At 33.9% G+C, this 22,333-nt stretch carries 25 protein-coding genes; 13 read left to right on the plus strand and 12 right to left on the minus strand.

Annotation, left to right across the window (positions count from 1 at the left end):
- Positions 1-76 precede the first annotated feature (76 nt).
- Positions 77-658, minus strand: a complete 582-nt coding sequence (locus ACJJVJ_RS04500) for a nitroreductase (protein ID WP_405369307.1) — start codon at positions 656-658, stop codon at positions 77-79.
- 276 nt (positions 659-934) lie between these two features.
- On the opposite strand from ACJJVJ_RS04500, the gene ACJJVJ_RS04505 reads away from it, so the two are divergent.
- From ACJJVJ_RS04505 to ACJJVJ_RS04530, 6 genes are all read left to right on the plus strand, one after another.
- A complete protein-coding gene (locus ACJJVJ_RS04505; RefSeq protein WP_146080387.1) occupies positions 935-1,264 on the plus strand; it encodes a hypothetical protein in 330 nt (109 codons plus the stop codon).
- 810 nt (positions 1,265-2,074) lie between these two features.
- On the plus strand, positions 2,075-2,740 hold the full coding sequence (locus ACJJVJ_RS04510) for a hypothetical protein (protein WP_405369308.1): 666 nt from the start codon (positions 2,075-2,077) through the stop codon (positions 2,738-2,740).
- Positions 2,695-3,486, plus strand: a complete 792-nt coding sequence (locus ACJJVJ_RS04515; protein ID WP_405369309.1) for a sensor histidine kinase — start codon at positions 2,695-2,697, stop codon at positions 3,484-3,486. Before ACJJVJ_RS04510 ends, ACJJVJ_RS04515 begins: the two co-directional genes overlap by 46 nt.
- Positions 3,487-3,492: 6 nt before the next feature.
- Complete coding sequence (locus ACJJVJ_RS04520) at positions 3,493-4,146, plus strand: response regulator (RefSeq protein ID WP_405369310.1); 654 nt, start codon at positions 3,493-3,495, stop codon at positions 4,144-4,146.
- Positions 4,147-4,726: 580 nt separating this feature from the next.
- Positions 4,727-6,265: a YifB family Mg chelatase-like AAA ATPase gene (locus ACJJVJ_RS04525; protein ID WP_104515217.1), complete on the plus strand. Its 1,539-nt coding sequence runs from the start codon at positions 4,727-4,729 to the stop codon at positions 6,263-6,265.
- A gap of 129 nt (positions 6,266-6,394) precedes the next feature.
- The gene (locus ACJJVJ_RS04530; protein ID WP_104515218.1) at positions 6,395-6,748 is read left to right on the plus strand and encodes an Hpt domain-containing protein; all 354 of its coding nucleotides are present in this window, start codon (positions 6,395-6,397) and stop codon (positions 6,746-6,748) included.
- Here the strand turns inward: ACJJVJ_RS04530 and ACJJVJ_RS04535 are convergent.
- Complete coding sequence (locus tag ACJJVJ_RS04535; RefSeq protein WP_405369311.1) at positions 6,745-7,173, minus strand: DUF4268 domain-containing protein; 429 nt, start codon at positions 7,171-7,173, stop codon at positions 6,745-6,747. The two genes, ACJJVJ_RS04530 and ACJJVJ_RS04535, sit on opposite strands and share 4 nt — an antisense overlap.
- Positions 7,174-7,291: 118 nt before the next feature.
- Between ACJJVJ_RS04535 and mnmE the strand changes: the two genes are divergently transcribed.
- Entirely contained in the window at positions 7,292-8,728 is a 1,437-nt protein-coding gene (gene mnmE / locus ACJJVJ_RS04540; RefSeq protein ID WP_405369312.1) for a tRNA uridine-5-carboxymethylaminomethyl(34) synthesis GTPase MnmE, read from the plus strand.
- A 159-nt stretch (positions 8,729-8,887) separates the two neighbouring features.
- On the opposite strand, the gene ACJJVJ_RS04545 is transcribed toward mnmE, so the two are convergent.
- The 9 genes from ACJJVJ_RS04545 to ACJJVJ_RS04585 all read right to left on the minus strand — a co-directional run bounded on the left by ACJJVJ_RS04545 (position 8,888) and on the right by ACJJVJ_RS04585 (position 14,665).
- Positions 8,888-9,253 (minus strand): type I restriction endonuclease subunit R, EcoR124 family, encoded by a 366-nt coding sequence (locus tag ACJJVJ_RS04545; protein WP_405371229.1) that lies wholly within the window; start codon positions 9,251-9,253, stop codon positions 8,888-8,890.
- Between the two features lie 315 nt (positions 9,254-9,568).
- Positions 9,569-9,928, minus strand: coding sequence for a hypothetical protein (locus tag ACJJVJ_RS04550; RefSeq protein ID WP_405369313.1), 360 nt, complete (start codon positions 9,926-9,928; stop codon positions 9,569-9,571).
- A 312-nt stretch (positions 9,929-10,240) separates the two neighbouring features.
- Positions 10,241-10,531 carry a GIY-YIG nuclease family protein gene (locus tag ACJJVJ_RS04555; RefSeq protein WP_405369314.1) on the minus strand — a complete coding sequence of 97 codons (291 nt, stop codon included), beginning with the start codon at positions 10,529-10,531 and terminating at the stop codon, positions 10,241-10,243.
- 104 nt (positions 10,532-10,635) lie between these two features.
- The gene (locus ACJJVJ_RS04560; protein WP_405369315.1) at positions 10,636-10,887 is read right to left on the minus strand and encodes a type I restriction-modification system subunit M N-terminal domain-containing protein; all 252 of its coding nucleotides are present in this window, start codon (positions 10,885-10,887) and stop codon (positions 10,636-10,638) included.
- Between the two features lie 148 nt (positions 10,888-11,035).
- Positions 11,036-11,461 carry a hypothetical protein gene (locus tag ACJJVJ_RS04565; RefSeq protein ID WP_405369316.1) on the minus strand — a complete coding sequence of 142 codons (426 nt, stop codon included), beginning with the start codon at positions 11,459-11,461 and terminating at the stop codon, positions 11,036-11,038.
- 146 nt (positions 11,462-11,607) lie between these two features.
- Positions 11,608-11,973 carry a hypothetical protein gene (locus tag ACJJVJ_RS04570; protein WP_405369317.1) on the minus strand — a complete coding sequence of 122 codons (366 nt, stop codon included), beginning with the start codon at positions 11,971-11,973 and terminating at the stop codon, positions 11,608-11,610.
- Between the two features lie 5 nt (positions 11,974-11,978).
- Positions 11,979-12,920 (minus strand): hypothetical protein, encoded by a 942-nt coding sequence (locus ACJJVJ_RS04575; RefSeq protein ID WP_405369318.1) that lies wholly within the window; start codon positions 12,918-12,920, stop codon positions 11,979-11,981.
- Between the two features lie 10 nt (positions 12,921-12,930).
- Positions 12,931-14,190, minus strand: a complete 1,260-nt coding sequence (locus ACJJVJ_RS04580) for an ABC transporter permease (RefSeq protein WP_405369319.1) — start codon at positions 14,188-14,190, stop codon at positions 12,931-12,933.
- Positions 14,191-14,194: 4 nt separating this feature from the next.
- Positions 14,195-14,665: a hypothetical protein gene (locus ACJJVJ_RS04585; protein WP_405369320.1), complete on the minus strand. Its 471-nt coding sequence runs from the start codon at positions 14,663-14,665 to the stop codon at positions 14,195-14,197.
- Positions 14,666-14,820: 155 nt separating this feature from the next.
- Here ACJJVJ_RS04585 and ACJJVJ_RS04590 point away from each other — a divergent pair, with 155 nt between their 5' ends.
- On the plus strand, positions 14,821-15,651 hold the full coding sequence (locus ACJJVJ_RS04590) for an endonuclease/exonuclease/phosphatase family protein (protein ID WP_405369321.1): 831 nt from the start codon (positions 14,821-14,823) through the stop codon (positions 15,649-15,651).
- Positions 15,652-15,780: 129 nt separating this feature from the next.
- On the opposite strand, the gene ACJJVJ_RS04595 is transcribed toward ACJJVJ_RS04590, so the two are convergent.
- Complete coding sequence (locus ACJJVJ_RS04595; protein ID WP_104515227.1) at positions 15,781-16,368, minus strand: DUF6642 family protein; 588 nt, start codon at positions 16,366-16,368, stop codon at positions 15,781-15,783.
- A gap of 558 nt (positions 16,369-16,926) precedes the next feature.
- Between ACJJVJ_RS04595 and ACJJVJ_RS04600 the strand changes: the two genes are divergently transcribed.
- The 5 genes from ACJJVJ_RS04600 to ACJJVJ_RS04620 all read left to right on the plus strand — a co-directional run bounded on the left by ACJJVJ_RS04600 (position 16,927) and on the right by ACJJVJ_RS04620 (position 22,312).
- Positions 16,927-17,298: a DUF2721 domain-containing protein gene (locus tag ACJJVJ_RS04600; protein WP_042246560.1), complete on the plus strand. Its 372-nt coding sequence runs from the start codon at positions 16,927-16,929 to the stop codon at positions 17,296-17,298.
- Between the two features lie 12 nt (positions 17,299-17,310).
- Entirely contained in the window at positions 17,311-19,254 is a 1,944-nt protein-coding gene (locus tag ACJJVJ_RS04605; RefSeq protein ID WP_405369322.1) for a thiamine pyrophosphate-binding protein, read from the plus strand.
- Between the two features lie 119 nt (positions 19,255-19,373).
- The gene (locus ACJJVJ_RS04610) at positions 19,374-20,390 is read left to right on the plus strand and encodes a S1C family serine protease (RefSeq protein WP_405369323.1); all 1,017 of its coding nucleotides are present in this window, start codon (positions 19,374-19,376) and stop codon (positions 20,388-20,390) included.
- Between the two features lie 7 nt (positions 20,391-20,397).
- Positions 20,398-21,057: an ion channel gene (locus ACJJVJ_RS04615; protein WP_405369324.1), complete on the plus strand. Its 660-nt coding sequence runs from the start codon at positions 20,398-20,400 to the stop codon at positions 21,055-21,057.
- A gap of 7 nt (positions 21,058-21,064) precedes the next feature.
- Positions 21,065-22,312 carry a cation:proton antiporter gene (locus tag ACJJVJ_RS04620; RefSeq protein WP_405369325.1) on the plus strand — a complete coding sequence of 416 codons (1,248 nt, stop codon included), beginning with the start codon at positions 21,065-21,067 and terminating at the stop codon, positions 22,310-22,312.
- Positions 22,313-22,333: the final 21 nt, after the last annotated feature.

Below are 22,333 nucleotides of genomic sequence, written 5' to 3' on the forward strand. Positions count from 1 at the left end.
TCGCAGTTTTAGTATAAAAACTCTTAACAACACAAGCTATTAAATTTAGACGTAAAACCATAAGCTCTCTCTCTTTTTACTGTACAAATTGTGTAAATTCTTCTATACTTTTTCTCTCTGGTACACCTAAAGAACCTACCGCATCATTATCATAAGTACCTATATAAAAGAAACCTAAAAACTCCTCTCTATCATCTACCGTGATTTTTGAAAATTTTGACATGTCTGCAAATGGTTTAGGAGAACTCCAGTAACATCCATACCCAAGATCGTGTGTAGTAAGCCACATATTTTGCACACTCATACTTACAGCGGCTATTTCCTCCCATTCTGGTATCGACTCTCTTACATCTCTAGATTTAAAAATCAAAATCATCGCAGAGGTTACTTCTAGTTTTTCTTGAAGTTTTTTAAGTTTAAGTGGTACTGCTTTATCAGTAGATAGACTAAACTGCTCAACCATAAAGTTCCCTAAATCTATCAAGGCATTTCCTTGTAATACTTTATAACGCCATGGTTCTGTTTTTCTATGATTAGGTGCCCATCTTGCACTCTCTAAAATTTTCAATAAATCAGATTGCGGTATAACTCCATTTGTATATTGTGCAGGAAAAATACTGCGACGTGTCTGGATTAATTGTTTTAATGTCTTTTTCATGAATTAAAGATAATGGTTGTTACGCTTTCGCGAAAGCAAAAATTTAAAAACACCTTTTCCTAATACTTAAGTTGAATCAAAGCAAAGGCATTATTAAAGAGTAAAATAAATTATCCATCATTATAGAACTACATTAAAATGGATTAGTTAACATAAATTACCGTTTTCTCGGAATAATTGAAAGAGCTTGCCGAATTAGAACATAAGAATAACTTATGGAATTGTGTTTTTATTATTATTTTAGACCTGAATTATAAACCAACTAAAAGAGTAACAATGGCAGAAAACGTAGTACCATTATCAGACGCCCAAAAATGGGTAGCAAATTGGAGAAGTAGTGAAAATAAAATTCTTGGAAACACCATAAAGGCATATGAAGCTCCTGGAGTAGATTTTGCAGAAACTCTAGCAGAGTCTGGTGCGGTAAACACAAGACTATACCTAGCAATAGACGGCAAAGGAACATTAAAAACGCTAATAGTAGGCGTTGATAAAAATGGTAAGGATATGATAGATGCTACTAAGGAATGGTTTATCTATGATGCTACCTCTACTATTCCTCCTAAAGAAGGAGATGTTAACAGTCCTTTAATGACTTTGGAATAGCTCAATATGTGGATTGAAATCTATAAATATTTATTTAATTTCTATTTATTTTTTTTGCTGTTGAATATCTGCGGATATTCAGCAGCAATATTTTTAGGAGGGAAAAAATTTATCCCTATTTTATTGTATTTAATGGGTGCGTTGATGGCTGAAACAGGTACTTATTTAATTCGAGAAGATATTATTACAATATTCGGTGAGGTTACCAATGCTCCTTTCAACACCTTATTCTTAACGATACAGTTTCTAAGTTTCTCGTATTTTTATAAAACAAATATTAAAAACATCTGGTTTCAAAAGTACTTTTACATAATTTTTTGCATGATAAGTGTAATCGCCTATTCTATTTATATCATTGATTTAAATACCTTTATGACTCACAATCCATGGTTAAGTTTTATTACTCTACCCTTTCTTTTATCATTAAGTACCGTATATTTTTATGATTTATTAAAAGGTGAAAAAGGTTACATATTTATCAATATAGGTATTTATATGGTCACAAGTTGCACTCTTATTTTTCTAAGTTCTGCAACATTTTATGAAAATATAAATTATGACTTGTTACTTATTAAGAAGAGTTTACACATTACCCCTATTCTTTTACTTCATACCTTACTTTTTTATCAAATCTACCTCTCTTTTAATAAAAGAAAAGAAACAGTCATAGTGGTAAAATAAATGAATAATTTGCTATGTTTTCTATATTGCCTAAGCAGCTTCACTTTAAAACAGATTAGTTTAACTTAACAGTCCTAAAAATACAATACTTAAAATGTATTTTGATGAGGCTATCTAAGTCCAGCGCCATTGAATGAAATTTATGATATTCTAATAGTATGCTATTACATTCTAATAGGCATAAACTTAATATTCTACGCAGTTGCCGTAGCTAGTGGCTATCGTATTTTTAAATATTTATTAATTTACTTAATAACTGCAGCTAGTACAGAAGTACTTTCTAACTTAATAAGGAACGACGTTATTCTTTTTTTAGGAGAAAAAACTAATGCTCCATTTTACTTCTTCTTTATTGTTTTACAATTTATAGCCTTTTCATTATTTTATAAAAATGTCTTGCATAAAAGAAGGTTCTCTTATTTGTTAAATGCTTTTATTACAGTCATTCTATTCATTACAGCCCTTCCATATCTCATAGATTATAAACTCATTATGACATTTACTCCATGGGCGGCCTTTATCACCTTACCCATACTATTATTAATGAGCACTGTCTATTTCACAGATTTATTAAAGAATAGGTATGGTTATCCATTCATTAACATAGGGATATTTTTAATGATAGGTTGTTCATTAATCAATTTTGTGACATTTCCATTTCAAGCAGGAATAGAAGATCACATTAACAAATTAAAACTTTTACTACATATACTGCCATTACTAAGTTTACATCTTTTATTTTTATACCAATGTTTACTCTACTTCAAATCTCAAATACAACCATCAACTATGTAGCGATAGGATTGATGCTTTTTATCATTTTATTCTCTGTCGGGATGGTTATTTTTTTCTTGCTTTCGCGAAAGCGGATAACCAAAGCAGATCTAGAGGTAAGAGATACTAAAATTAAAGCTCAGGAAGATGTCATAGAGGCAACTTTATTAACTCAAGAGAAAGAACGACATCGTATTGCAAGAGAATTACATGATGAGATAAGTGCAAAACTTAATGTTATTTCTTTAAACACAAATTTACTTACTGATACTACCTTAAGTAAAGATGACCGTGATTTACTGCTAAATCGTATTCAAAATGCTACTGCAAAAACACTAGAAAATGCTCGTAGGCTAGCACATGATTTATTACCACCGGTTTTGGAAAGATTTGGTTTGTGCCAGGCGCTTACAGAACTCGTGGATTCCATACATAACGATCAATTAAAAATAAACTTTGATTGCGATTGGGATGAGTCTGTATTAACCTCTGACCAGCAGTTACATACTTATAGGATAGTACAGGAATTATTCAATAACTCACTCAAATATAGTCAGGCAAACCATATCCATCTATCGTTAACTACAAGTAACGTAAAAAGCATGGTTTACCGTGATAACGGTATAGGTTTTCAGGAGAATACAGGGAAAGGATTAGGGACTAGTAACATCAACAGTCGTGTTTCTATTTTAAGAGGAAGTATGACATTAGAAACCTCTATTAATCAAGGGGTTTTATATACCTTTGAATTCCCAACTAACCCCTAGATACTTATGATTAACCTTGCTCTAGCAGACGATGAGACCTTATTTCTAGAAACATTGAGTTTTATGCTGAATAGAAACGCTCATTTCAATGTCCTCTTTACCGCAACTAACGGTCAGGAAATGATAGACCAGCTTAATGACTGTGTTGTGATGCCTGATGTTATTATTACCGATTTAAAAATGCCTGTTCTTAATGGTATAGAGGCTACTAAAAAAATACACAAAGACTACCCTGGTCTTAAAGTGATTGCTCTATCTAGTTATGACACTGATGTTTTTATTTCTAACATGTTAGGCGTAGGAGCGGTTTCTTACCTAGTAAAAAACTCTAAACCAGAAGAGGTGTACAAGACTATTAAAGAAGTACATGAAAAAGGATTTTATTATAATGAAAAGCTACTGGCTATATTACATGAGAATTCACAAAACCAAAACTTTAAGAAAAGTGCTCTAGATAAAAAATTAATCAGCGACAGGGAAAAAGAAGTATTAGAATTAATTTGCAAGCAACACACTACTAAAGAAATAGCAGACTTATTATTTATATCTACTCGTACCGTGGACAGACATAGAGATAGTTTATTAGATAAAACAGATAGTCGCAACGTTGCCGGACTGGTAGCATTTGCTATTCAAAACAGTCTTATCAACCTTAAATAAAACATGTCGTTCTTAAAATGGGTATTTATACTCATGTGTAGAATTACAAATCGGTATACATTTACAATGTAAATAAAAATGATTTTAAGTGGTAGTTCAGGGGACCACTTATACATCAAGAAAAAAGTTTCATTGTAGGGAATGAGATTTAAATGGGACTTCGGTCCCATTTTTCATTTACTAATACCATTAGTTATTTATTGATTCTATTGCCTCATTCTATATCTACATCCATAGATCTACTCCTGCTAAGTGACTGTTACAGATTAATTTAACCATTCATCTAAAACATAGCTAGTTACTAGAGTTATGTTATGTATAAGATGGTAATATGCCTTTTTTTAATCTTATATTCGTCCTAATATTGAATGTATAACGAGTAGAATTAGGGATTTACATGTTATAAATCAAAATTACCAACTTCTAAAAAAAGTTGAAAAATGGAGCCAAGGCTCCATTTTTTTTCTTTAAACTGCTTTTTACAACTTTTTAACTGATTATTCATTAAAACGTTATCTGACAGTTCACAAACTTTAAAATTAAGCACAACTTTCTTACATTTAGGAAATAAACCAACTTCATGCTTACAAAAGTTTATGGTAGTGCCGTTTTTGGCGTTGAGGCTACTACTATTACCGTAGAGGTAAATGCCGATAAAGGAATAGGATACCACCTAGTAGGATTACCAGATAAAGCAATAAGTGAGAGCTCTTATCGAATCACTGCTGCTCTGAAAAATGTAGGTTATAAAATGCCTGGTAAGAAACTAATTTTAAATCTCTCTCCTGCCGATCTTAGAAAAGAAGGTAGCGCATATGATCTACCGCTAGCATTAGGAATACTTAATGCATCTGGACAGATCACTACCGACCTTTTCAAAGACTACATTATCATGGGAGAATTATCCCTAGATGGACAGCTACAGCCTATAAGAGGCGCATTACCCATTGCTATTAAAGCCAGAGAAGAAGGTTATAAGGGTTTTATATTACCCAAGCAAAACGCTAGAGAAGCTGCTATAGTAGATAATCTAAATGTCTATGGAGTAGATAATATTCTAGAAGTCATAGAATTTTTTAATGGTGAAAAAGAACTTGAACCTACCGTGGTAGATACTAGAGATGAATTTTTCCAAGCACTAGAACATCCAGAATTTGACTTTGCAGATGTAAAAGGACAAGAATCTATTAAAAGATGTATGGAAATAGCAGCAGCTGGTGGACATAACATTATATTAATAGGACCACCAGGTGCTGGTAAAACGATGTTGGCCAAAAGGCTACCATCCATCCTACCACCTATGACACTACATGAAGCATTAGAGACTACAAAAATTCATAGTGTCGCCGGTCGTACACAAGAAAAAGCAGGGTTAATTGCCCAGCGCCCGTTTAGGAGTCCGCATCATACGATATCAGATGTTGCTCTAGTAGGTGGTGGTGCTTATCCACAACCTGGTGAAATATCGCTGAGTCATAACGGTGTTCTATTTCTAGACGAGTTGCCAGAATTTAAACGCACCGTACTGGAAGTAATGAGGCAACCACTAGAAGATAGAGAAGTAACTATTTCTAGAGCAAAATTTACAGTGACTTATCCTTCTAGCTTTATGTTAGTGGCTAGTATGAATCCTAGTCCTGGCGGTTACTTTAACGACCCTAATGCACCAGTACAAAGCAGTCCTGCAGAGATGCAACGCTATCTCAGTAAAATATCTGGTCCACTACTCGACCGTATAGACATACACATAGAAGTGACACCAGTACCTTTTGAAAAATTAACAGAAGAACGACTGGCCGAAAGATCTACCGTAATTAGAAAACGAGTTACTGCAGCGAGAGATTTACAAACTGCACGATTTAAAGAAAGTGAAAAAACACATTATAATGCACAAATGACGGTTAAGGATATAAGAAAACACTGTGTACTCGATGCAGCAAGCAAAGAAATGCTCAAAAATGCTATGGAACGTTTAAATCTAAGCGCCAGAGCATATGACCGTATTCTTAAAGTAGCTCGCACGATTGCAGACCTTGATGCGGTGGAAACCATAAACGGCACACATATAGCAGAGGCTATCCAGTACCGCAGTCTCGATCGAGACGGATGGCTAGGTTAACCTTTTATATTAAACATCGATAAACGGTGGCTTTAATCACTTTTAACATAAGTAATTGACTATTTTTTCAAGCCATTTAACAACTTTAGTTAATTATTTTTTTTATCTTCAATCTTAAATCAACTCCATATGTCTACAATTACTTTACTACCTTTAACAGATCTGAGAGAATCTTTTGATGACGATAAGGATATTCTAGTATCCGTACTAGATATGTTTATGGAAGAAGTGCCCGAAGATTATGAACTCCTCAAGCAACAAGTTAAATCTGGTAACTATACAGCTGCAGGTATGCAGGCACACAAAATAAAATCTAGTTATAGGACACTAGGTATTAATGATATGGCTAGCATATTACAAGAGATAGAAACTCGCGCAAAAAAAAATGAAGATATCCCATTGATAAATAGTTTACTAGAACAATTTAGTCAAAACTATGATCAGGTAAATGAACAAATACTTTATACTAAAGAAAACCTTTAGGCCTCGATAAAGTCTTTGTATTCTTTAAAAAAGGCCTCCATTCTATCCATATATTTAAAAAAGAACTCATAGACTTCTGGCCAGTCCGTTTTTTTTTGAATTTTTACGCCCTCGTGCATGACAAAAATACGAGATATAATCTTGCCAGATTCTAGCATATAAGCATCGTCATAGATAAGGTCATTACTTACCTCTTCTAACATGACAGCCTTTAAACTTATAAATTTATCATAGTAATACGATCTAATAAGATCGTCATCATGGGTAATATCTATAGAAACCAAAACTCTACGGTCTTCAAATGAAAATTTGAGCACCACATCCTTTAATTTTGTGTCGTACAACATCCACTTGCGATCATATCGTTTACCGAACATGGTCCAGAATTGTTGCCTTACGTTTCTTGCTTCTTCTTTTGAGTACATTTTGCAATAATACGGGATTTTACATCTTAGAATTTTTGAATTACTCAATTTTTAGAGAATAAATGAATCTGTGCAAATTTTAAGCAGGTAACTCCTCGCTTATTTTTACCTTTACCATATGTATAAAAATGATACCATTGTTGCGCTTGCCACTCCTGCAGGAACAGGCGCTATTGCTGTTATAAGACTATCAGGACCAGACGCACATGTTATTGCAGGTGCTATTTTTGTTCCCGCTTTCGCGAAAGCGGAACCTACACCATCTCAGGAAACCTATAACCATCTAGGTGCAAATACCGTCACCCTAGGTCACATATATGATGAAAATCGAGTAATAGACGAGGTTTTATTAACCAAATTTGTTGCTCCTAGATCCTACACTGGTGAGCATGTAGTAGAAATATCCTGCCATGGATCTATTTATATACAACAAGAAGTCATAGCCGTATGCCTTAAAAAAGGGGCACGCATGGCACAAGCAGGTGAGTTTACTTTACAGGCTTTTTTAAATGCAAAAATGGATCTATCACAAGCAGAAGCTGTGGCAGATTTAATTGCGAGTGAAAGTGAAACCGCACACCAGATTGCGATACAACAAATGCGTGGTGGTTTTTCTGGAGAATTGAAAGATTTGAGATCTCAATTACTCAACTTTGCTAGTTTAATAGAATTAGAGCTAGATTTTAGTGAAGAAGATGTCGCCTTTGCAAACCGTGACGACCTGCGTACCTTATTGAGTAAAAGTCAGCAAACGTTGCGCAAATTGATTGATTCATTTGCATTAGGAAATGTTTTAAAAACAGGTATTCCTGTGGCCATAGTTGGAGAACCTAATGTGGGTAAATCTACTTTATTAAATGCTTTGTTAAATGAGGAGAAAGCAATAGTAAGTGATATAGCAGGTACCACACGAGATGCTATAGAAGACGAGATCAATATAGATGGAGTACGTTTTAGACTTATAGATACCGCAGGAATACGAGAGACCACAGACGCTATAGAAGGTATGGGAATAGAGCGTTCTTATGCCAAAGCTGAGCAGTCTAAACTGGTACTCTATCTACTAGATGCGACACAATTAAACACCTCACCTAGAATTATGCACTGTTTATTGCGCATACAACTGATGAGAGAAAAATTTCCTGATAAACCTCTAGTAGTTATCCTGAACAAATTAGATCAAATTACCGGTCTAGAACATGCCGAAATCACTAAACAAATAAGTACCAAATCACCAGATACCATTCTTATATCACTAAGTGCCAAATCACGTACAGGCGTAGAAGAATTAAAAACCGCGTTAGTACAAAGTTTTAATAGCGGTGCACTATCTCAAGATGAATCTATAGTGAGTAACGCAAGACATTATGATGCTTTACAACAAGCTTACAGTTCATTAATAGAAGTACAAGAAGGAATAGAAAACGACATTTCTAGCGAGTTTCTAGCCATAGACATACGCGCCACAGCAGAGTCTCTAGGCATTATCACCGGAGAAATAACAAGCGATGAGCTGCTTGGGAATATATTCAGTCAGTTTTGTATTGGGAAGTAGTAGCACACTTAAAAGTGATGTTTAAAATTTAAAATGAGACCTAACTTATATTTAAAATTTAGTTAGGTATTATACCCTATTACCTACAGTTATGTAAAACAGTAGGTTATAAGAAACATCGATATAGTTTATAGTCTGGTATTAATCTTATAAATCTAGTTACCCTGTCATTCCCTGCACAAAAACTTGTACAAATTCTCGCATCTTATCAAGTATACGCTCACCTATTTCCCTTGCTTTTAATATACTAGGTCTATTGTCTAAGCATTTAAAAATATCATCGCGCAGTGGTTCTCTACCATAATTAGTATAACTTTCTATCAGTGCTTTAAACTGCTTTTGATCTAGTTGTTCTTCTTCACACATTTTAGAGAGTGCCATGATTTTTTCATCATGCCAGAAACGTTCAAACTCATCTTGTATCGCATCTATATCGCTGATGTGTGGTAAATTTTCTTCTATAAACTTCTCTATCAGTTCGCGTTTGCTACGCAACTCAATATCTCCAGAAAGCATGTCGATGATCCCCTGCTGGCGCCAGCAGGGGTTACACCTACATAAAGCGTCGTATTATTTTTATTAGTCATTATGTAAACGTATCCTGGTTTCATAAAATCATTTTTTCTCGTCATTGCGAGGAGCGATAGCGACGAAGCAATCTCCTGTAATACAACACCTACCTCACCTTCTATTCCCTTTACGCAAAGATTTCTATTCACCATGCAACACCGCAGCGCTTTGCAGGTTGAGTCGTTGCTCACTTGCGGCAGATTGCCACGCTCGTGCCTCGCTCGCAATGACTACACAAACAACTGCTGCAACAGCCCTTTTTTAAATTCTTTAATTCTGTTTTTTTCTAGGGTTCCATTCCACTAATAACCCAATCAACTCATCAATTTCAACTTGTATTTTTTGGTAAACCTGCAGACTTTCTTGCTCTTTACCTCTTATCATATGATATTTAAAAATTTTACCCTTAGAGGAAACAGGATATTTAAAGGCTATATAAAAGTCTTTAGGTTTAAGCTGATTTACCTCGAAAAAAGGAATAAAACTATCAGAATTGTATACCTGATTTTTTATTGCCTTTAATAACTTAGGTGTATACAAATCCTCATGTTTTTTTAGTGATTGATAAAGCTCCTCTAAATTGTGATTTGTACCAAACTTAATTCCTCTTTCTTGTAACAGACCTTTCATGAATAATTCTAAACCATGATAATAATTAAACAATATAGGAATACCAATTCTATTATCATTCCATCTTATTTGTTCATTAAATGCTTTGTCCTCTTATCCCTCATCAAGGCTTTCATCATAGTCTACTGTTATAGAATTTTTATTCCCTTGACGAATCATCTCACCAATTGAATTGCGCACCAGATTAAAAAAATTATGGGCCATAGGTAGGTAATTATATTTAAATGTTTCCATATCTACACAAACAACTGTTGCAACAGCCCTTTTTTAAATTCTTGTGTTTGATTTATTCTTAACTGTATTTCTGACTGTTTACTCATCTCTTATAATTAAGTCCTGCCAATCAGGATTTATACTTTCTATTAATGTTATTTTCTTTGCTCTATTACCAGCTTTTAATTGTTTCTCTCTAGTAATAGCATCACCTATCATTTGATGCGCCTCGTGATAGACTAATTTATTCAAATTATATCGCGCCGTAAATGATTTAGGATCCTTTTTACTTTTATGTTCTTTAACACGTCGCTCTAGGTCTGAAGTTACACCTACATAAAGCGTCGTGTTATTCTTATTAGCCATTATGTAAACGTATCCTGGTTTCATAAAATCATTTTTTCTCGTCATTGCGAGGAGCGATAGCGACGAAGCAATCTCCTGCAATTCAATACCTACCTCACCTTCTATTCCCTTTAAGCAAGGATGTCTATTCACCATGCAACATCGCAGCGCTTTGCCAGTTCACTATACAGCTCGCTAGGTTTTAAGAAATAACCTAATTTATCGAGTGCTTCAAAACGTATCGCTTCTAGCAATTCTGTCGCCTGTGGATGTTGCTCTACGGTTTCATAATCCAGACCGTCAGGTTGCAAGATCACGTTTACATAGAGTTCCATCTTGCGACTCAGGTATTTATAAAATATAAAACCTAGTATATAATCTCTAAAATCGTCTGCATCCATATTACCACGCAGGTCGTTTGCAATATTCCAGAGCGTTTGTTTGAGTATTTGTTGTTTTTCTTCTTCTTACATTTAGGGTACTATTTGTGTGTTGTAATTCCGCTTTCGCGAAAGCGAGATAAAGATAAGTTTCTATATAAAGAATCTCTTACATTTCTTCATAAACCTGTTTCCAGCTTAAGGTTTCTCTTTTGGTCTCACCATTAGCAGTAATTACTATTTGCAAACCGTCATCAGTCACAAAAATTTTAAATACTATGTCTGCGTCACCTATAAGATTGTCTATTTCTTCTACATCTCCATTAACACTTATTTCATCTGTCAATTTTGTCATGAACATAGTGGTCAGCGCAATTAAATTATCACGATGTACCATACAATCCTGAGGCATTTGTGCTTTTAAATACATTTGAATAGACGTATCGTTTTCTCTGATAATCATAAACTCTTCGATGACATAATCATCTCCGACTATTTCTATCATAGGCTCTGCTAATTCTTTTTTGTAATCTGTTTGAGCAACAGCTGTTAAGGATAAAAACACAAAACTGATGGATAATAAAATACTTTTCATTCTAATATTAATTTGGGTTGGTTGACATTAAAAAACCCTAAAACACACTTATCCAATGATGTAGGAAAAAGTGAGTTTTAGGGGATTGTGAAGATAAGAATTTATAGTACAAATTCATTTTCAAGGAAATAAAAACCTACAGCATATTAAACTAAATCTGGAGCGCAAGGCGAGTTATCACCATAGGGTTCTATATATTTCCAGAACGCTTTTCCTGCGCTGTTTAAATAATTCATGGAGTAGTTATACTTTGTATTAGACCCTACTCGATACAAATACTCACTACAGCCATAGGAATATTTACTCTTAAAACAAACTACGGCATAATATACCGTGCTGTAATCTATAGTGGCTTCATAAAATGTAACCTTGGTCACGGCAGTGCTCAAAGGACTGGTATAGGTAGAACCATAATAATTCTCATCTAGATAATCTATTTGTTCCTGACAAGTTTGAGAAAAAACCATGCTTGTTAAAAACAATAATGTAATGGTGGTCAATAGGGTTTTCATGTGGTTTATTTAAGTATAAAATCTTTAATTACTTTGTCCATATTAGTAGGAAGACCTGCTGTTTTAATCTCATACTTCTGTACTCCCATAGCATCAAACCATTCACTCCAGTATTTTCTGATAACATCTTCTTCGTATGGGTTTTTATTATCAGGGTTAATTCCTAGAACTAAAACCTCTAAATTATCAAGGCCTTTTGTTGCAGGAATGAAGCCATACTTATTATCATTAAATTTCTCTTCCCATTTACTAGTATTTAAACCATTTGCTCTTATCGTTTTAGGTGTTATATAGGTACTTTTATTTTCTTCTTTAAACTTACTGTTCTCATGATATATGTATCCATCTGTGAGTACTACAAGAATGTTTCTATGATTTTCTTCCATGCAATAATCACGTGCCTTTGATTTGAAAAATTTCCAGGTGTCCGAGCCTATATACTTACTGTCTTCAATTGCTAGTTTATATATTTCAATAGGCGTGGTAGAATATGTTTTCTTAACCTGTTCAATCTTATCAATAGTAGTAGTCTTTCTCGTAAATGAATACTTTAGTGCCGCTGACATATCATTAATATTTGAATTTAAAGGTTCTGGGTCAAAAAACACTTGAATCTTATCATTCATCAATCTTACTTTTTTACTTCTTAAATGGGAATAAAAAGCATCAGACACAGACTGAATATAAGCAGCATCTCGCTCATAAAAATCCATTGTCGGATTAGGATATTTTTTAGGATCTATTCTATCTGATAGATCTAAGAGAAAACTAACATTTAAGTCTTGATTACCTGTATTTGTTTTTTCAGCAACTTCAATTAACGCAAAGTCATCGATTTCTAATTCTTCATTTCCTGACACATCAGATTTACAGTAAGAGAATAGCATAACTATTGCCATAACAGCTGTGAAACGAGTTAAATTCTTTTGTATATTATATAATTTCATAAGATTTTTTTTATGTGTAAACAACATTTTGGTGATCTGCCTCAGATAAATTAAGTTTATTTAAATGCTCATTTGCAACTACTTCGCAGCTCTCTCTTAAATCATCTAATTGTTTATTTGGAAATTTCAATTCAGAATTTATTGCTTGGTACCATCCTTTCATATACTGAAAATGATAATGAAGGTATTCTTTAACAGGAAAAATAAAACCATCAATTTTAGATTGAAGTTCAGCTATCTTACCCTCTATTTCAGAAATATCATGTTTGAGCTTATCAACTTTTTCAATAAGTTCCTTCTTTTTATCCTCATCATTTTTGATCGCCTCTTTTTTAGAACGAATGAAGTTTTTGATTTTATCAACATTCTCATGTTCTTTCATGACAAAGTCAAATACTAATCCCCAAATCACATAAACCACAAAACCAGCGAATATGATCCCCCAGAAATTAACACTCTGCAAAGCATCATTTGCAGTAAATGATTGACCTGGTAACGCGTTAAAGTCAAATATTTTTTTCTCAATTAAGTAGGCTAGAATAACATCAAACAAAAATGTCAAAACAAATAACAGTATTAACTTTAATGCCCCTTTCCAGCCTTTTTCTTTCTGAAACATATGAACTAGATAACCAAGACCCATAAACACAAATGGAATAGTCCCTACAAAAACAGCTTCTAATAATCCATCATTTAAAGCTTTACTTAGAGCTTCTGCATCAAAAATAGCAGCTGTTAAACTTCCATCCTCAAAATTTTTAAAAAAGGATGAGTAAGAAGCAGAAATATAAAATACAAAGAGATAAATGGTTATAGGAAGTAATAATATAAGACCTATGTAAAACTGAGCTTTAGGCCTTTTATCTGCATCTATTCCATATTTATCAGGATTCTGTTTCACGTCTACGATTTCATGCTTATGTCTATCTATGTCATCAGCTTTAGTTTTTATCTGACCGTCATAAATTGATAAAGCAGTTTCCAACTTCCTTAAATTTGTTTTCTCCTGTTCTTGATTTTGCTTGTGTGGCTGTTTCAGTATCTCTTGCTCGTTTAATTGTTTTCTACACAAGTCTTCAAAGCTGTTATATAAATCACGTAGTGCCATTCCTAGAGTCAACGGTTCTCCTAAAGCCTTAGCAGAATCTCCATATCCAGATTGATAATAAGTTATACGGACTTGCTCTCTAGCTTCTTTTGTATCTACCTCATTCTCTACAGGAAGTTTAATCTCATTCTTTGTTTTGAATAAATTTTTTATCGCGCTCATAATATTAAGAATTTATACTATTAATGATCTCTTCCTTACTAACACCATTATTTGCTGACTCCAGTAAATAATCGGCTAGGGCTTCGATATTTTCATCTAAAAACCCAAATTTCTTACAGTATTTTTTAAGAGCAACATATTCATCTTCATCCACTTTACCATCTGCCCAAATCATGATAGCCAAATCATACAAGTATTCTACGCGCGTTTCAATAGATTCTGGAATGGATACACTAGCAGATGGGTTGAGCAGAATACCATCTAATTGTTCTTTGGTAAGCCCTCTGTCACTGGCAAATTTGTATAACATTTCTAACTCTAATTTATCAAAGTTGTCATCTGCAAATGCAATCTGATAAAGACGGAGAAAATGACCTTTTAATTCATTGGTTATCATAAGGTTGGTTATTAAATTATTTTTTTTTAATTTATTAATTGACAATTCAAAAACAAACCTAAACCTATCTCTTATCATTCCTTTACGGTATCCCGTAACGTGGAGTTGATTTGTTATAAATATCTTTGTGCGGTTCTTATTTTAGTGGCTTTACTATTTGAGATCGATTTGTTTTTTTTTAATTCCGCTTTCGCGAAAGCGAGATCAACAACCTACTTAACACCTTTTATATAATGAGTTTAAAGCATCTGTTTCTTTTACTGTTTTTCTTATTAAGCATGCCTAACTTAGTGAGTGCACAGGAAGAGATCGCTCTAGTTTCATGGAATATCAGAGATTTTGGTAAAACAAAGTCGGCTGAAGAAATAGAACAGATAGGTAACATTTTAAAGGAATATGATGTGATTGCTGTACAGGAAGTGGTGTCTGGTTATGGCGGCTCGCAAGCGGTGGCTAGACTGGCAGATTACCTTAATAGGACGGGAAGCAAGTGGGATTATTCTATAAGTAATCCTACTAAAAGTCCTAAATACAAAACGGAGAAGTATGCCTTTTTATGGAAAACGAACAAGCTAAAAGTTATAGTAAAGGCAAAACTGATTACTGATCTGGATGAATGTGTCTATAGAGAACCGTATCAAGTAAAATTGGAGTCTAAGAAGGGATCGAAGGGTTCTTTTACTTTGCTTAATTATCACTCTAGAAAACATAGTGAGCAACCTGAAATAGAGGTGAGTTGTATAAACGATTATATGATGAATCATAAGGACGAGAATATAATCCTTGCTGGTGATTTTAATTTAACGATAGATCACAATGTATTTGATAAAATAAAGAACGATTCTTATAAAGCATGTTTAAATGGAGATAGAACGACCTTAAAACGATTGTGTAAAGACGGTAATTATTTGAATCATGCTATAGATAATATTATCTACAACGTTGCAAAAAATGAGTTGATGGATTGCGGCACCATAGACTTTGTGCAAGAGTGTGATCAACTAGAATCTATGAGAACGCTGTCTGATCATTTACCGGTTTATATGAGGTTTAAAAGCAATTGAATTATCCAAATCGTATACCTATAAAAAACTCATTTCTTATCGGTAAATAGAAACATGATTATTTAAATAACTAATGGTCACTCTATATCGTAAGAATCTCTACAAGAACACAAGTAATTACATGATGTATTAATAATACAATCTAAAATCGAGCAATTTACTAAGCTGGTGATGTTTATAGAACAGACGTTCTACGACTTGTTTTAAATCGTCATTTTCATAGAATAGACTGAAGAATACACGGTCGATGGTGAAGGCGCTAGTCATGTGAGGTGAAGGAACTCCATAACCAGAAATGGCGCGAGCACCTGTAACGTCTAGAAAATACTGAGATTCATCTGCAGTGAGATCGAGTACTTTTTTATTTGCTATATGAATCAGCTTTCCTTCCATTTTACCTTCAAAAAGTTCTGCTATTTCTTCTATGCTGTAGTAATAACCGTTTATTAATATATTGTTAGCTTCTCCTGGTAGGACCAGATAAATGATCTCGTAATCTTTAAAATTATGATCTTCATAAAGCAAGTGATTGATACTTTCTTCTAGATCTTCTATGGTATCGCAGGCCTTATAAATACTATTGATATTTTGATTTAACGTCATATCTTCTAGAATGGTAAGCACCTCTGTCGTCTCAGTCAAAGTAGCGTCTGGAACGACCTCTAGACAATAAATGAAATTTTCAATATCGGTTATGGGTACTTCTAATTCATTCATGGTCTGGGATTCTTTTTTTACTATACAGCTTCTTTAAGTCGACTATGCCTTCATAGCCTTGCAAATTATTGCTTTTTATTTTTAGAATACAAAATGATATGCATGTTCTTCTAGTCACTGTTTCCATTTATCTTTTACTAATTCATAAATATGTATGAAAATTTATCAAAGTAGAAACATCGGTTTTTACCTCACTTTTTTAAATCAATCGTTTCAAAACCGATTTAGTTATCATTTGTTTTAAAACTAAAGAACAATAGTATTAATGTGTCGCATGAAGTAAGTAGTCTCAAATAAAGCTAGACAGATTTAAAAGGTTTTATCTAATATTGAATTGATATACAAAGAAGTATTGCGTCTAAAGGTGATCTTAATGTGATAAATTTTGAGTAAATTTTACCTTTCTTAAAAAGCAACCAACCTCGTTATGATTACTATAAGTTTATACCGAACATACCTATATTCCGTATTTATGTTTATGATAAGACATTTGAATTTTTATTCAAGATCAGGCTCCTCTATGCTTAGTTTAAAATATAATTTGAAAAACTTTATATAATGGAGCATTGGTATCTACCCATAACTATCATACCAGGAATAGGTCTTTTGATTCTATCGACATCTAATTTAATGGTCGCGCTTAGTGATGAGTTGGACAAATTAATAACTAATTGTAAGGACGATAATTTAATAAGTCGCAAACTGAGACAGTTAAAATTATTGAATAGAGCTATGATTTACTTTTATATAGCGGTCTTCTTATTACTCATTTCAGGAGTGATTGCTGGTATAAATCAAAGCTATAAAATAGCAACCTATTTAGGAGTTTGTGCGATTGCTGTAGCAACGTTTGGGCTTGTATCATTGATTATATATTCAACTAGATCTGTGAATATTCATCAAAATCAATTTAAAAATAGATCTAATTAAATCAACTTAATTATGGATAATAAAAAGTGGTATAAAGTTTTAGATAATAGAAATACCTTGCCCGAAGGACGTGTACAAACCGTAACTGCTGGTCATCAAGGTATTTGTTTAACACATTATGATGGTAAATTTTCAGCGCTAGATAACGCCTGTCCACATCAAGGCGGTCCTCTAGGAGAAGGTTCTATAGAAAACGGTATGCTGCGATGTCCGTGGCACGGTTGGGATTTTGACCCTTGCAATGGTCAGTCGCCAGGTGGTCATGATGATAGTATTATCACCTTTGAAGTAAAAGAAGAAGGCGACGCCATTTATGTTGCCATACCAGAAGAAGAGTCTCACAAAGACACGATATCTGACGTGATGATAGAAACCATGGTAAACTGGGGCATAGACACCGTTTTTGGAATGGTAGGACATAGTAATCTTGCTGTGGCAGATGCTATGCGCCGACAAGAAGAGAAAGGAAAACTACAGTTTTTTGGGATAAGACATGAAGGCGCCGCAGCGTTTGCAGCATCTGGTTATGCAAAACTAACTGGAAAACCTGCTGCATGTTTTGGGATAGCTGGTCCTGGTGCAACCAATATGTTTACAGGAATGTGGGATGCCAAAGTAGATCGAGCACCTATGCTAGCCCTTTCTGGACAAGTAAATACACAAGTAGTAGGAACAGGAGCTTTTCAAGAAGTGGATCTCGTTAAGGCTTTTGACAGTGTTACACAATTTAATCATGCGGTTCATTTAAACTCTAATCATAGTGAGTTAATGTCTCAAGCTGTAAAAACTGCGTTGATCAAAAGAGATGTGGTACACTTAACTTTTCCTGATGAAGTAGCCTTTACTGAAAAGCCAGAACATGCCGTAGCTCAAACACCAGAAAATAGAATTACCCCTTTTAATATATCGCCTCCCAAGGAAATGGTAGAAAAGGCGGTTAACTTACTTAAGAAAGCAAAAAGACCTGTAATTATAGTAGGCCATGGAGCACGTTTTGAGATGGATGCTATTACCGCTTTCGCGAAAGCGTTAAACTGTCCAGTCATAACCACGTTTAAAGCAAAAGGATTAATAGCAGACAGTCATCCATTAGGTTGTGGTGTGCTAGGAAGAAGCGGTACTCCTATCGCATCTTGGTTTATGAATGAATGTGATCTAATGCTCGTTTTAGGCGCATCGTTCTCTAACCATACTGGAATAACACCTAAGAAACCTATTATCCAGGTAGATTACGATCCTATGGCATTGAGTAAACACCATAAGGTAGATGTGGCATTATGGGGAGAGATTTCTGAAACGCTTCATATTATCACTACTCAAACTAAAGATAAAACTGCAGCCATAGATCAGACCGAAGAAATTAAAGAACGATGGAAACTATGGAGAGAAGAAAAAGAAAGTCGCTTAAAGGACTGTGGTAATGGATTGAGCTCTATTTCTGTATTTAACGCAATGAATAAAGTTACTCCAGATAACGCTGTTATAGCGGTAGATGTAGGTAACAACACCTACTCTTTTGGAAGGTATTTTGAACCGACAAATCAAGCCGTATTAATGTCTGGATATTTAGGCTCTATAGGATTTGCTTTACCAGCAGCTATGGGAGCATGGGCTGCCCAAGGTGATAAAAGACCTATATGGTCTGTGTCTGGTGATGCTGGTCTAGGACAGTACCTAGCCGAAATAAATACACTAGTCAAGTACAATATGAATATTAAACACGTCGTGCTTAATAATTCTGAACTAGGAAAAATATCTAAGGAACAACGTGCTGCCGAGGTAGATGTTTGGCAAACATCGCTCTCTAACCCAAGCTTTGCAAAGTATGCAGAGAATTGCGGCGCTCTAGGAATACGTGTAGAAAAGTTAGAAGATCTAGTTCCAGCAATGGAAAAACTACGTGATCATGATGGTCCTGCACTACTAGAAATTATTACAGATGTAAATTTGATTTAAATCTTTGATAAAATGGCAACTACGAGAGTTGTTGCCATTTTTAAATAAATTTTAAAAATTACGACAGCATCTAAAGTTTTAAAAGTTGCTACGTTAATTAAAGAAAGAATAAGATAATTATGATTAAGAAGATGAAATTGAGTTTCGGCTTTATATTATTACTATGTTTTAGTACCGCTCTAAATGCACAAGATTTATCAAGCCTTTTTGGGCAACTAGATGAATCTGTAGTAACTATAGAGGTTGTTGAATATAAGGTACAAAACCAGCAAGTAACTAGTTCAGGTGGTTTAGGATCTGGTGTTATTATAAGTAAGGAAGGTTTAATTCTTACGGCTGCACACGTGGTGGAGTCTGCAAACGAGATCTCTGTTAAACTTCAAAATGGAATAGCCTTCTCGGCAGATGTGATATCCAGCTCTAAAGCCGCAGATGTAGCCCTACTTAAACTAAGAACGATTCCTACTGGTTTACAACCTGCTGTAATAGGAGATTCTAATAAATCAAAGGTAGGAGAACAAATACTTGTTATAGGTGCACCTCGTGGACTTGAGCATTCTTTATCTGTAGGTCACATAAGTAGAAAAGTCGATAAAAACATGATAGCAAATGGAGAAATGGCTGGCTTTATACAGACAGATGCTTCTATAAATCAAGGTAACTCTGGCGGGCCTATGTTTAATGTAAAAGGAGAAGTTATAGGTGTGGTAAGCTTTATTCTTACTAATAGTGGTGGTTTTGAAGGTTTAGGATTTGCCGTAGACACTAATACTATAAAAAAAGTACTGTTTGATGTAAATAGTTTTTGGACTGGTTTTGATGGATTATTTTTAAACGAAGGACTAGCAGGCATATTTAATACTCCACAGAAATCTGGTGTATTGATACAACGTGTTCTTCCTAATTCATTTGCTGACAAAATAGGATTGAAACCAGGTGTTATACAAGCTGAAATTTTAGGACAAAAACTATGGTTAGGTGGTGATATAATTTTGAGTATTCAAGGTTTAAGTTGCAACAGTCCTCATGATCTAGGTTCTATTAAAAAACAAATAGAAAATCTCAATGAAGGTGATAAAGTACTTATTAAAGTTTTGAGAAAAGGAAAAGTACTGACTCTAGAAGCTAACTTTTAGTAGTCTTATGAAATTACTATCTATAATTAACTGGAACACGATAACGAGCAACAAGTATTTGATTGCTCTAGTTGCTGCATTCAACTTTTTATTGACTCCTATTCATGTAGCAATAAGTAGCCTTACACCTGGTTATGTTATAGTAATTAATTATACATTAGTCATATTGAGCAGTTCATTACTGGCCTCTAAAAAAAGTGCTAAATTAGTTACCTATGTGATAGGTATTTTAACTTTACTAGCTATATGGTTAGAACTATCTAACCAGAATTCTGATCCTATATTAATATATAGATTAACGACTTCACTCCTACTTTTTTCTTGTTTTGGTGTTATATTAATAAGACAGCTATTAAAAATAAAGAAGGTAAACCTACAGTTTATCTTAGGTCCATTACTCGGTTTTCTTTACTTGGGAATTATAGGAGGTATTTTTTTTGAATCTATACATTTAATAGATCCTAATTCATTTGAATTAATAAAGGGGAACTCTGGTTTTAGTTTTTACTATTTTAGTTTCATCAGTATAACAACAGTAGGTTATGGTGATATTACTCCAATTAGTGCACCTGCACAATCACTTACTCTAGTGATGAATATAATAGGTCAGTTTTATCTCGCTATAGTGATAGCCGTATTTGTAGGGAAATATATTAATACTAAATAAAAATAAAATGTTCGAGTCATTCAGTATCGTATTTACTATTGCAGCATTTTTTAGCTACATTAATTATAAGTGGTTAAAATTACCTACTACCATAGGTTTAATGATTTTAAGCTTGCTACTCATTATCCCTATCACTTTAAGTAAGTCTATCTTTCCTGAGTTTTATAAATTCTTTTGTGACATCATTGTTAATGCAGATTTTAAAACACTTTTATTAGATGGTATATTGAGTTTCTTATTATTTGCAGGAGCGCTGCATGTTAACCTTGCCGCACTAGCCAAAGAAAAGAAATCAATCATCTTATTTGCAACTTTAGGAGTTCTTATATCTACCGTTATAGTAGGTACTTTAACTTATTTTGCAGCACAACTATTTGATTTAGATTTACTTTTTATACATGCACTTCTTTTTGGAGCTTTAATATCACCTACTGATCCTATCGCTGTTATGGCTATTTTAAAGAAAGCTAATATTGCCGAAAGTCTAGGAATTAAAATAGAAGGAGAGTCGCTTTTTAATGATGGTATAGGCGTGGTTGTTTTCTCTGGAATACTCATAATAGCATCTGTTACTGGAGAATTTAATAGTACCGAAATAGGAACTGAAATAGGCATTCTATTTTTAGAAGAAGCTGTAGGCGGCATACTTTATGGATTATTGATAGGTTTTATAGGCTTAAAATGTATGCAGTCCTTAAATGATAACCCACAACTTGCCGTAATGATGAGTCTTGCTGTAGTAATGGGTGGAACAGCAGGAGCCTTTTTAATGCATACCTCTGCTCCACTAGCTATGGTAGTCGCAGGATTATTAATCGGTAACAAAATCCATGTTAGTGAAAATAAAAGTGAAGTACAAATAGCTATCAATTCATTTTGGGCCATTCTAGACGACGTTTTTAACGGTATTCTATTTGTACTAATAGGTCTTGCCATTCACTTATTAGATTTTACTAGCAGTTATGTCTACCTAGGTGTAATAACAATTATCATTGTGTTGTTAGCAAGATTTATTTCTGTGTTCTTACCTTATTCTTTACTTAAACATGAAGAAGATAAACCTATTAAAACCATTGCTATATTGACCTGGGGTGGTTTACGTGGTGGTATTTCTATAGCACTAGCATTAAGTTTAAGTGATCAGTATTCTGGGAATCTTATTTTGCATATTACCTATATTATCGTCATTTTTTCAATTATAATACAAGGATTAAGTATAGGTACCGTTGCTCAAAAATTATATAAGAAGGAATAGAAGGATACTATTTATCGTTAC

The sequence above is a fragment of the Nonlabens sp. Asnod2-A12 genome (genome assembly GCF_045063745.1).
Classification (GTDB): domain Bacteria; phylum Bacteroidota; class Bacteroidia; order Flavobacteriales; family Flavobacteriaceae; genus Nonlabens; species Nonlabens xylanidelens.

Bases quoted from the DNA above. Each gene is read 5' to 3' on its own strand.
- ACJJVJ_RS04610 (WP_405369323.1), top strand. From the start codon at position 19,374: ATGATTAAGAAGATGAAATTGAGTTTCGGCTTTATATTATTACTATGT.
- ACJJVJ_RS04560 (WP_405369315.1), bottom strand. From the start codon at position 10,887: ATGGATGCAGACGATTTTAGAGATTATATACTAGGTTTTATATTTTAT.
- ACJJVJ_RS04595 (WP_104515227.1), bottom strand. From the start codon at position 16,368: ATGAATGAATTAGAAGTACCCATAACCGATATTGAAAATTTCATTTAT.
- ACJJVJ_RS04520 (WP_405369310.1), top strand. From the start codon at position 3,493: ATGATTAACCTTGCTCTAGCAGACGATGAGACCTTATTTCTAGAAACA.
- ACJJVJ_RS04505 (WP_146080387.1), top strand. From the start codon at position 935: ATGGCAGAAAACGTAGTACCATTATCAGACGCCCAAAAATGGGTAGCA.
- ACJJVJ_RS04530 (WP_104515218.1), top strand. From the start codon at position 6,395: ATGTCTACAATTACTTTACTACCTTTAACAGATCTGAGAGAATCTTTT.
- ACJJVJ_RS04555 (WP_405369314.1), bottom strand. From the start codon at position 10,531: ATGAAACCAGGATACGTTTACATAATGGCTAATAAGAATAACACGACG.
- ACJJVJ_RS04605 (WP_405369322.1), top strand. From the start codon at position 17,311: ATGGATAATAAAAAGTGGTATAAAGTTTTAGATAATAGAAATACCTTG.
- ACJJVJ_RS04620 (WP_405369325.1), top strand. From the start codon at position 21,065: ATGTTCGAGTCATTCAGTATCGTATTTACTATTGCAGCATTTTTTAGC.
- ACJJVJ_RS04575 (WP_405369318.1), bottom strand. From the start codon at position 12,920: ATGAAATTATATAATATACAAAAGAATTTAACTCGTTTCACAGCTGTT.
- ACJJVJ_RS04535 (WP_405369311.1), bottom strand. From the start codon at position 7,173: ATGTACTCAAAAGAAGAAGCAAGAAACGTAAGGCAACAATTCTGGACC.
- ACJJVJ_RS04570 (WP_405369317.1), bottom strand. From the start codon at position 11,973: ATGAAAACCCTATTGACCACCATTACATTATTGTTTTTAACAAGCATG.
- mnmE (WP_405369312.1), top strand. From the start codon at position 7,292: ATGTATAAAAATGATACCATTGTTGCGCTTGCCACTCCTGCAGGAACA.
- ACJJVJ_RS04590 (WP_405369321.1), top strand. From the start codon at position 14,821: ATGAGTTTAAAGCATCTGTTTCTTTTACTGTTTTTCTTATTAAGCATG.
- ACJJVJ_RS04565 (WP_405369316.1), bottom strand. From the start codon at position 11,461: ATGAAAAGTATTTTATTATCCATCAGTTTTGTGTTTTTATCCTTAACA.
- ACJJVJ_RS04585 (WP_405369320.1), bottom strand. From the start codon at position 14,665: ATGATAAGAGATAGGTTTAGGTTTGTTTTTGAATTGTCAATTAATAAA.
- ACJJVJ_RS04600 (WP_042246560.1), top strand. From the start codon at position 16,927: ATGGAGCATTGGTATCTACCCATAACTATCATACCAGGAATAGGTCTT.
- ACJJVJ_RS04615 (WP_405369324.1), top strand. From the start codon at position 20,398: ATGAAATTACTATCTATAATTAACTGGAACACGATAACGAGCAACAAG.
- ACJJVJ_RS04580 (WP_405369319.1), bottom strand. From the start codon at position 14,190: ATGAGCGCGATAAAAAATTTATTCAAAACAAAGAATGAGATTAAACTT.
- ACJJVJ_RS04500 (WP_405369307.1), bottom strand. From the start codon at position 658: ATGAAAAAGACATTAAAACAATTAATCCAGACACGTCGCAGTATTTTT.
- ACJJVJ_RS04525 (WP_104515217.1), top strand. From the start codon at position 4,727: ATGCTTACAAAAGTTTATGGTAGTGCCGTTTTTGGCGTTGAGGCTACT.
- ACJJVJ_RS04550 (WP_405369313.1), bottom strand. From the start codon at position 9,928: ATGAAAGGTCTGTTACAAGAAAGAGGAATTAAGTTTGGTACAAATCAC.
- ACJJVJ_RS04515 (WP_405369309.1), top strand. From the start codon at position 2,695: ATGTTTACTCTACTTCAAATCTCAAATACAACCATCAACTATGTAGCG.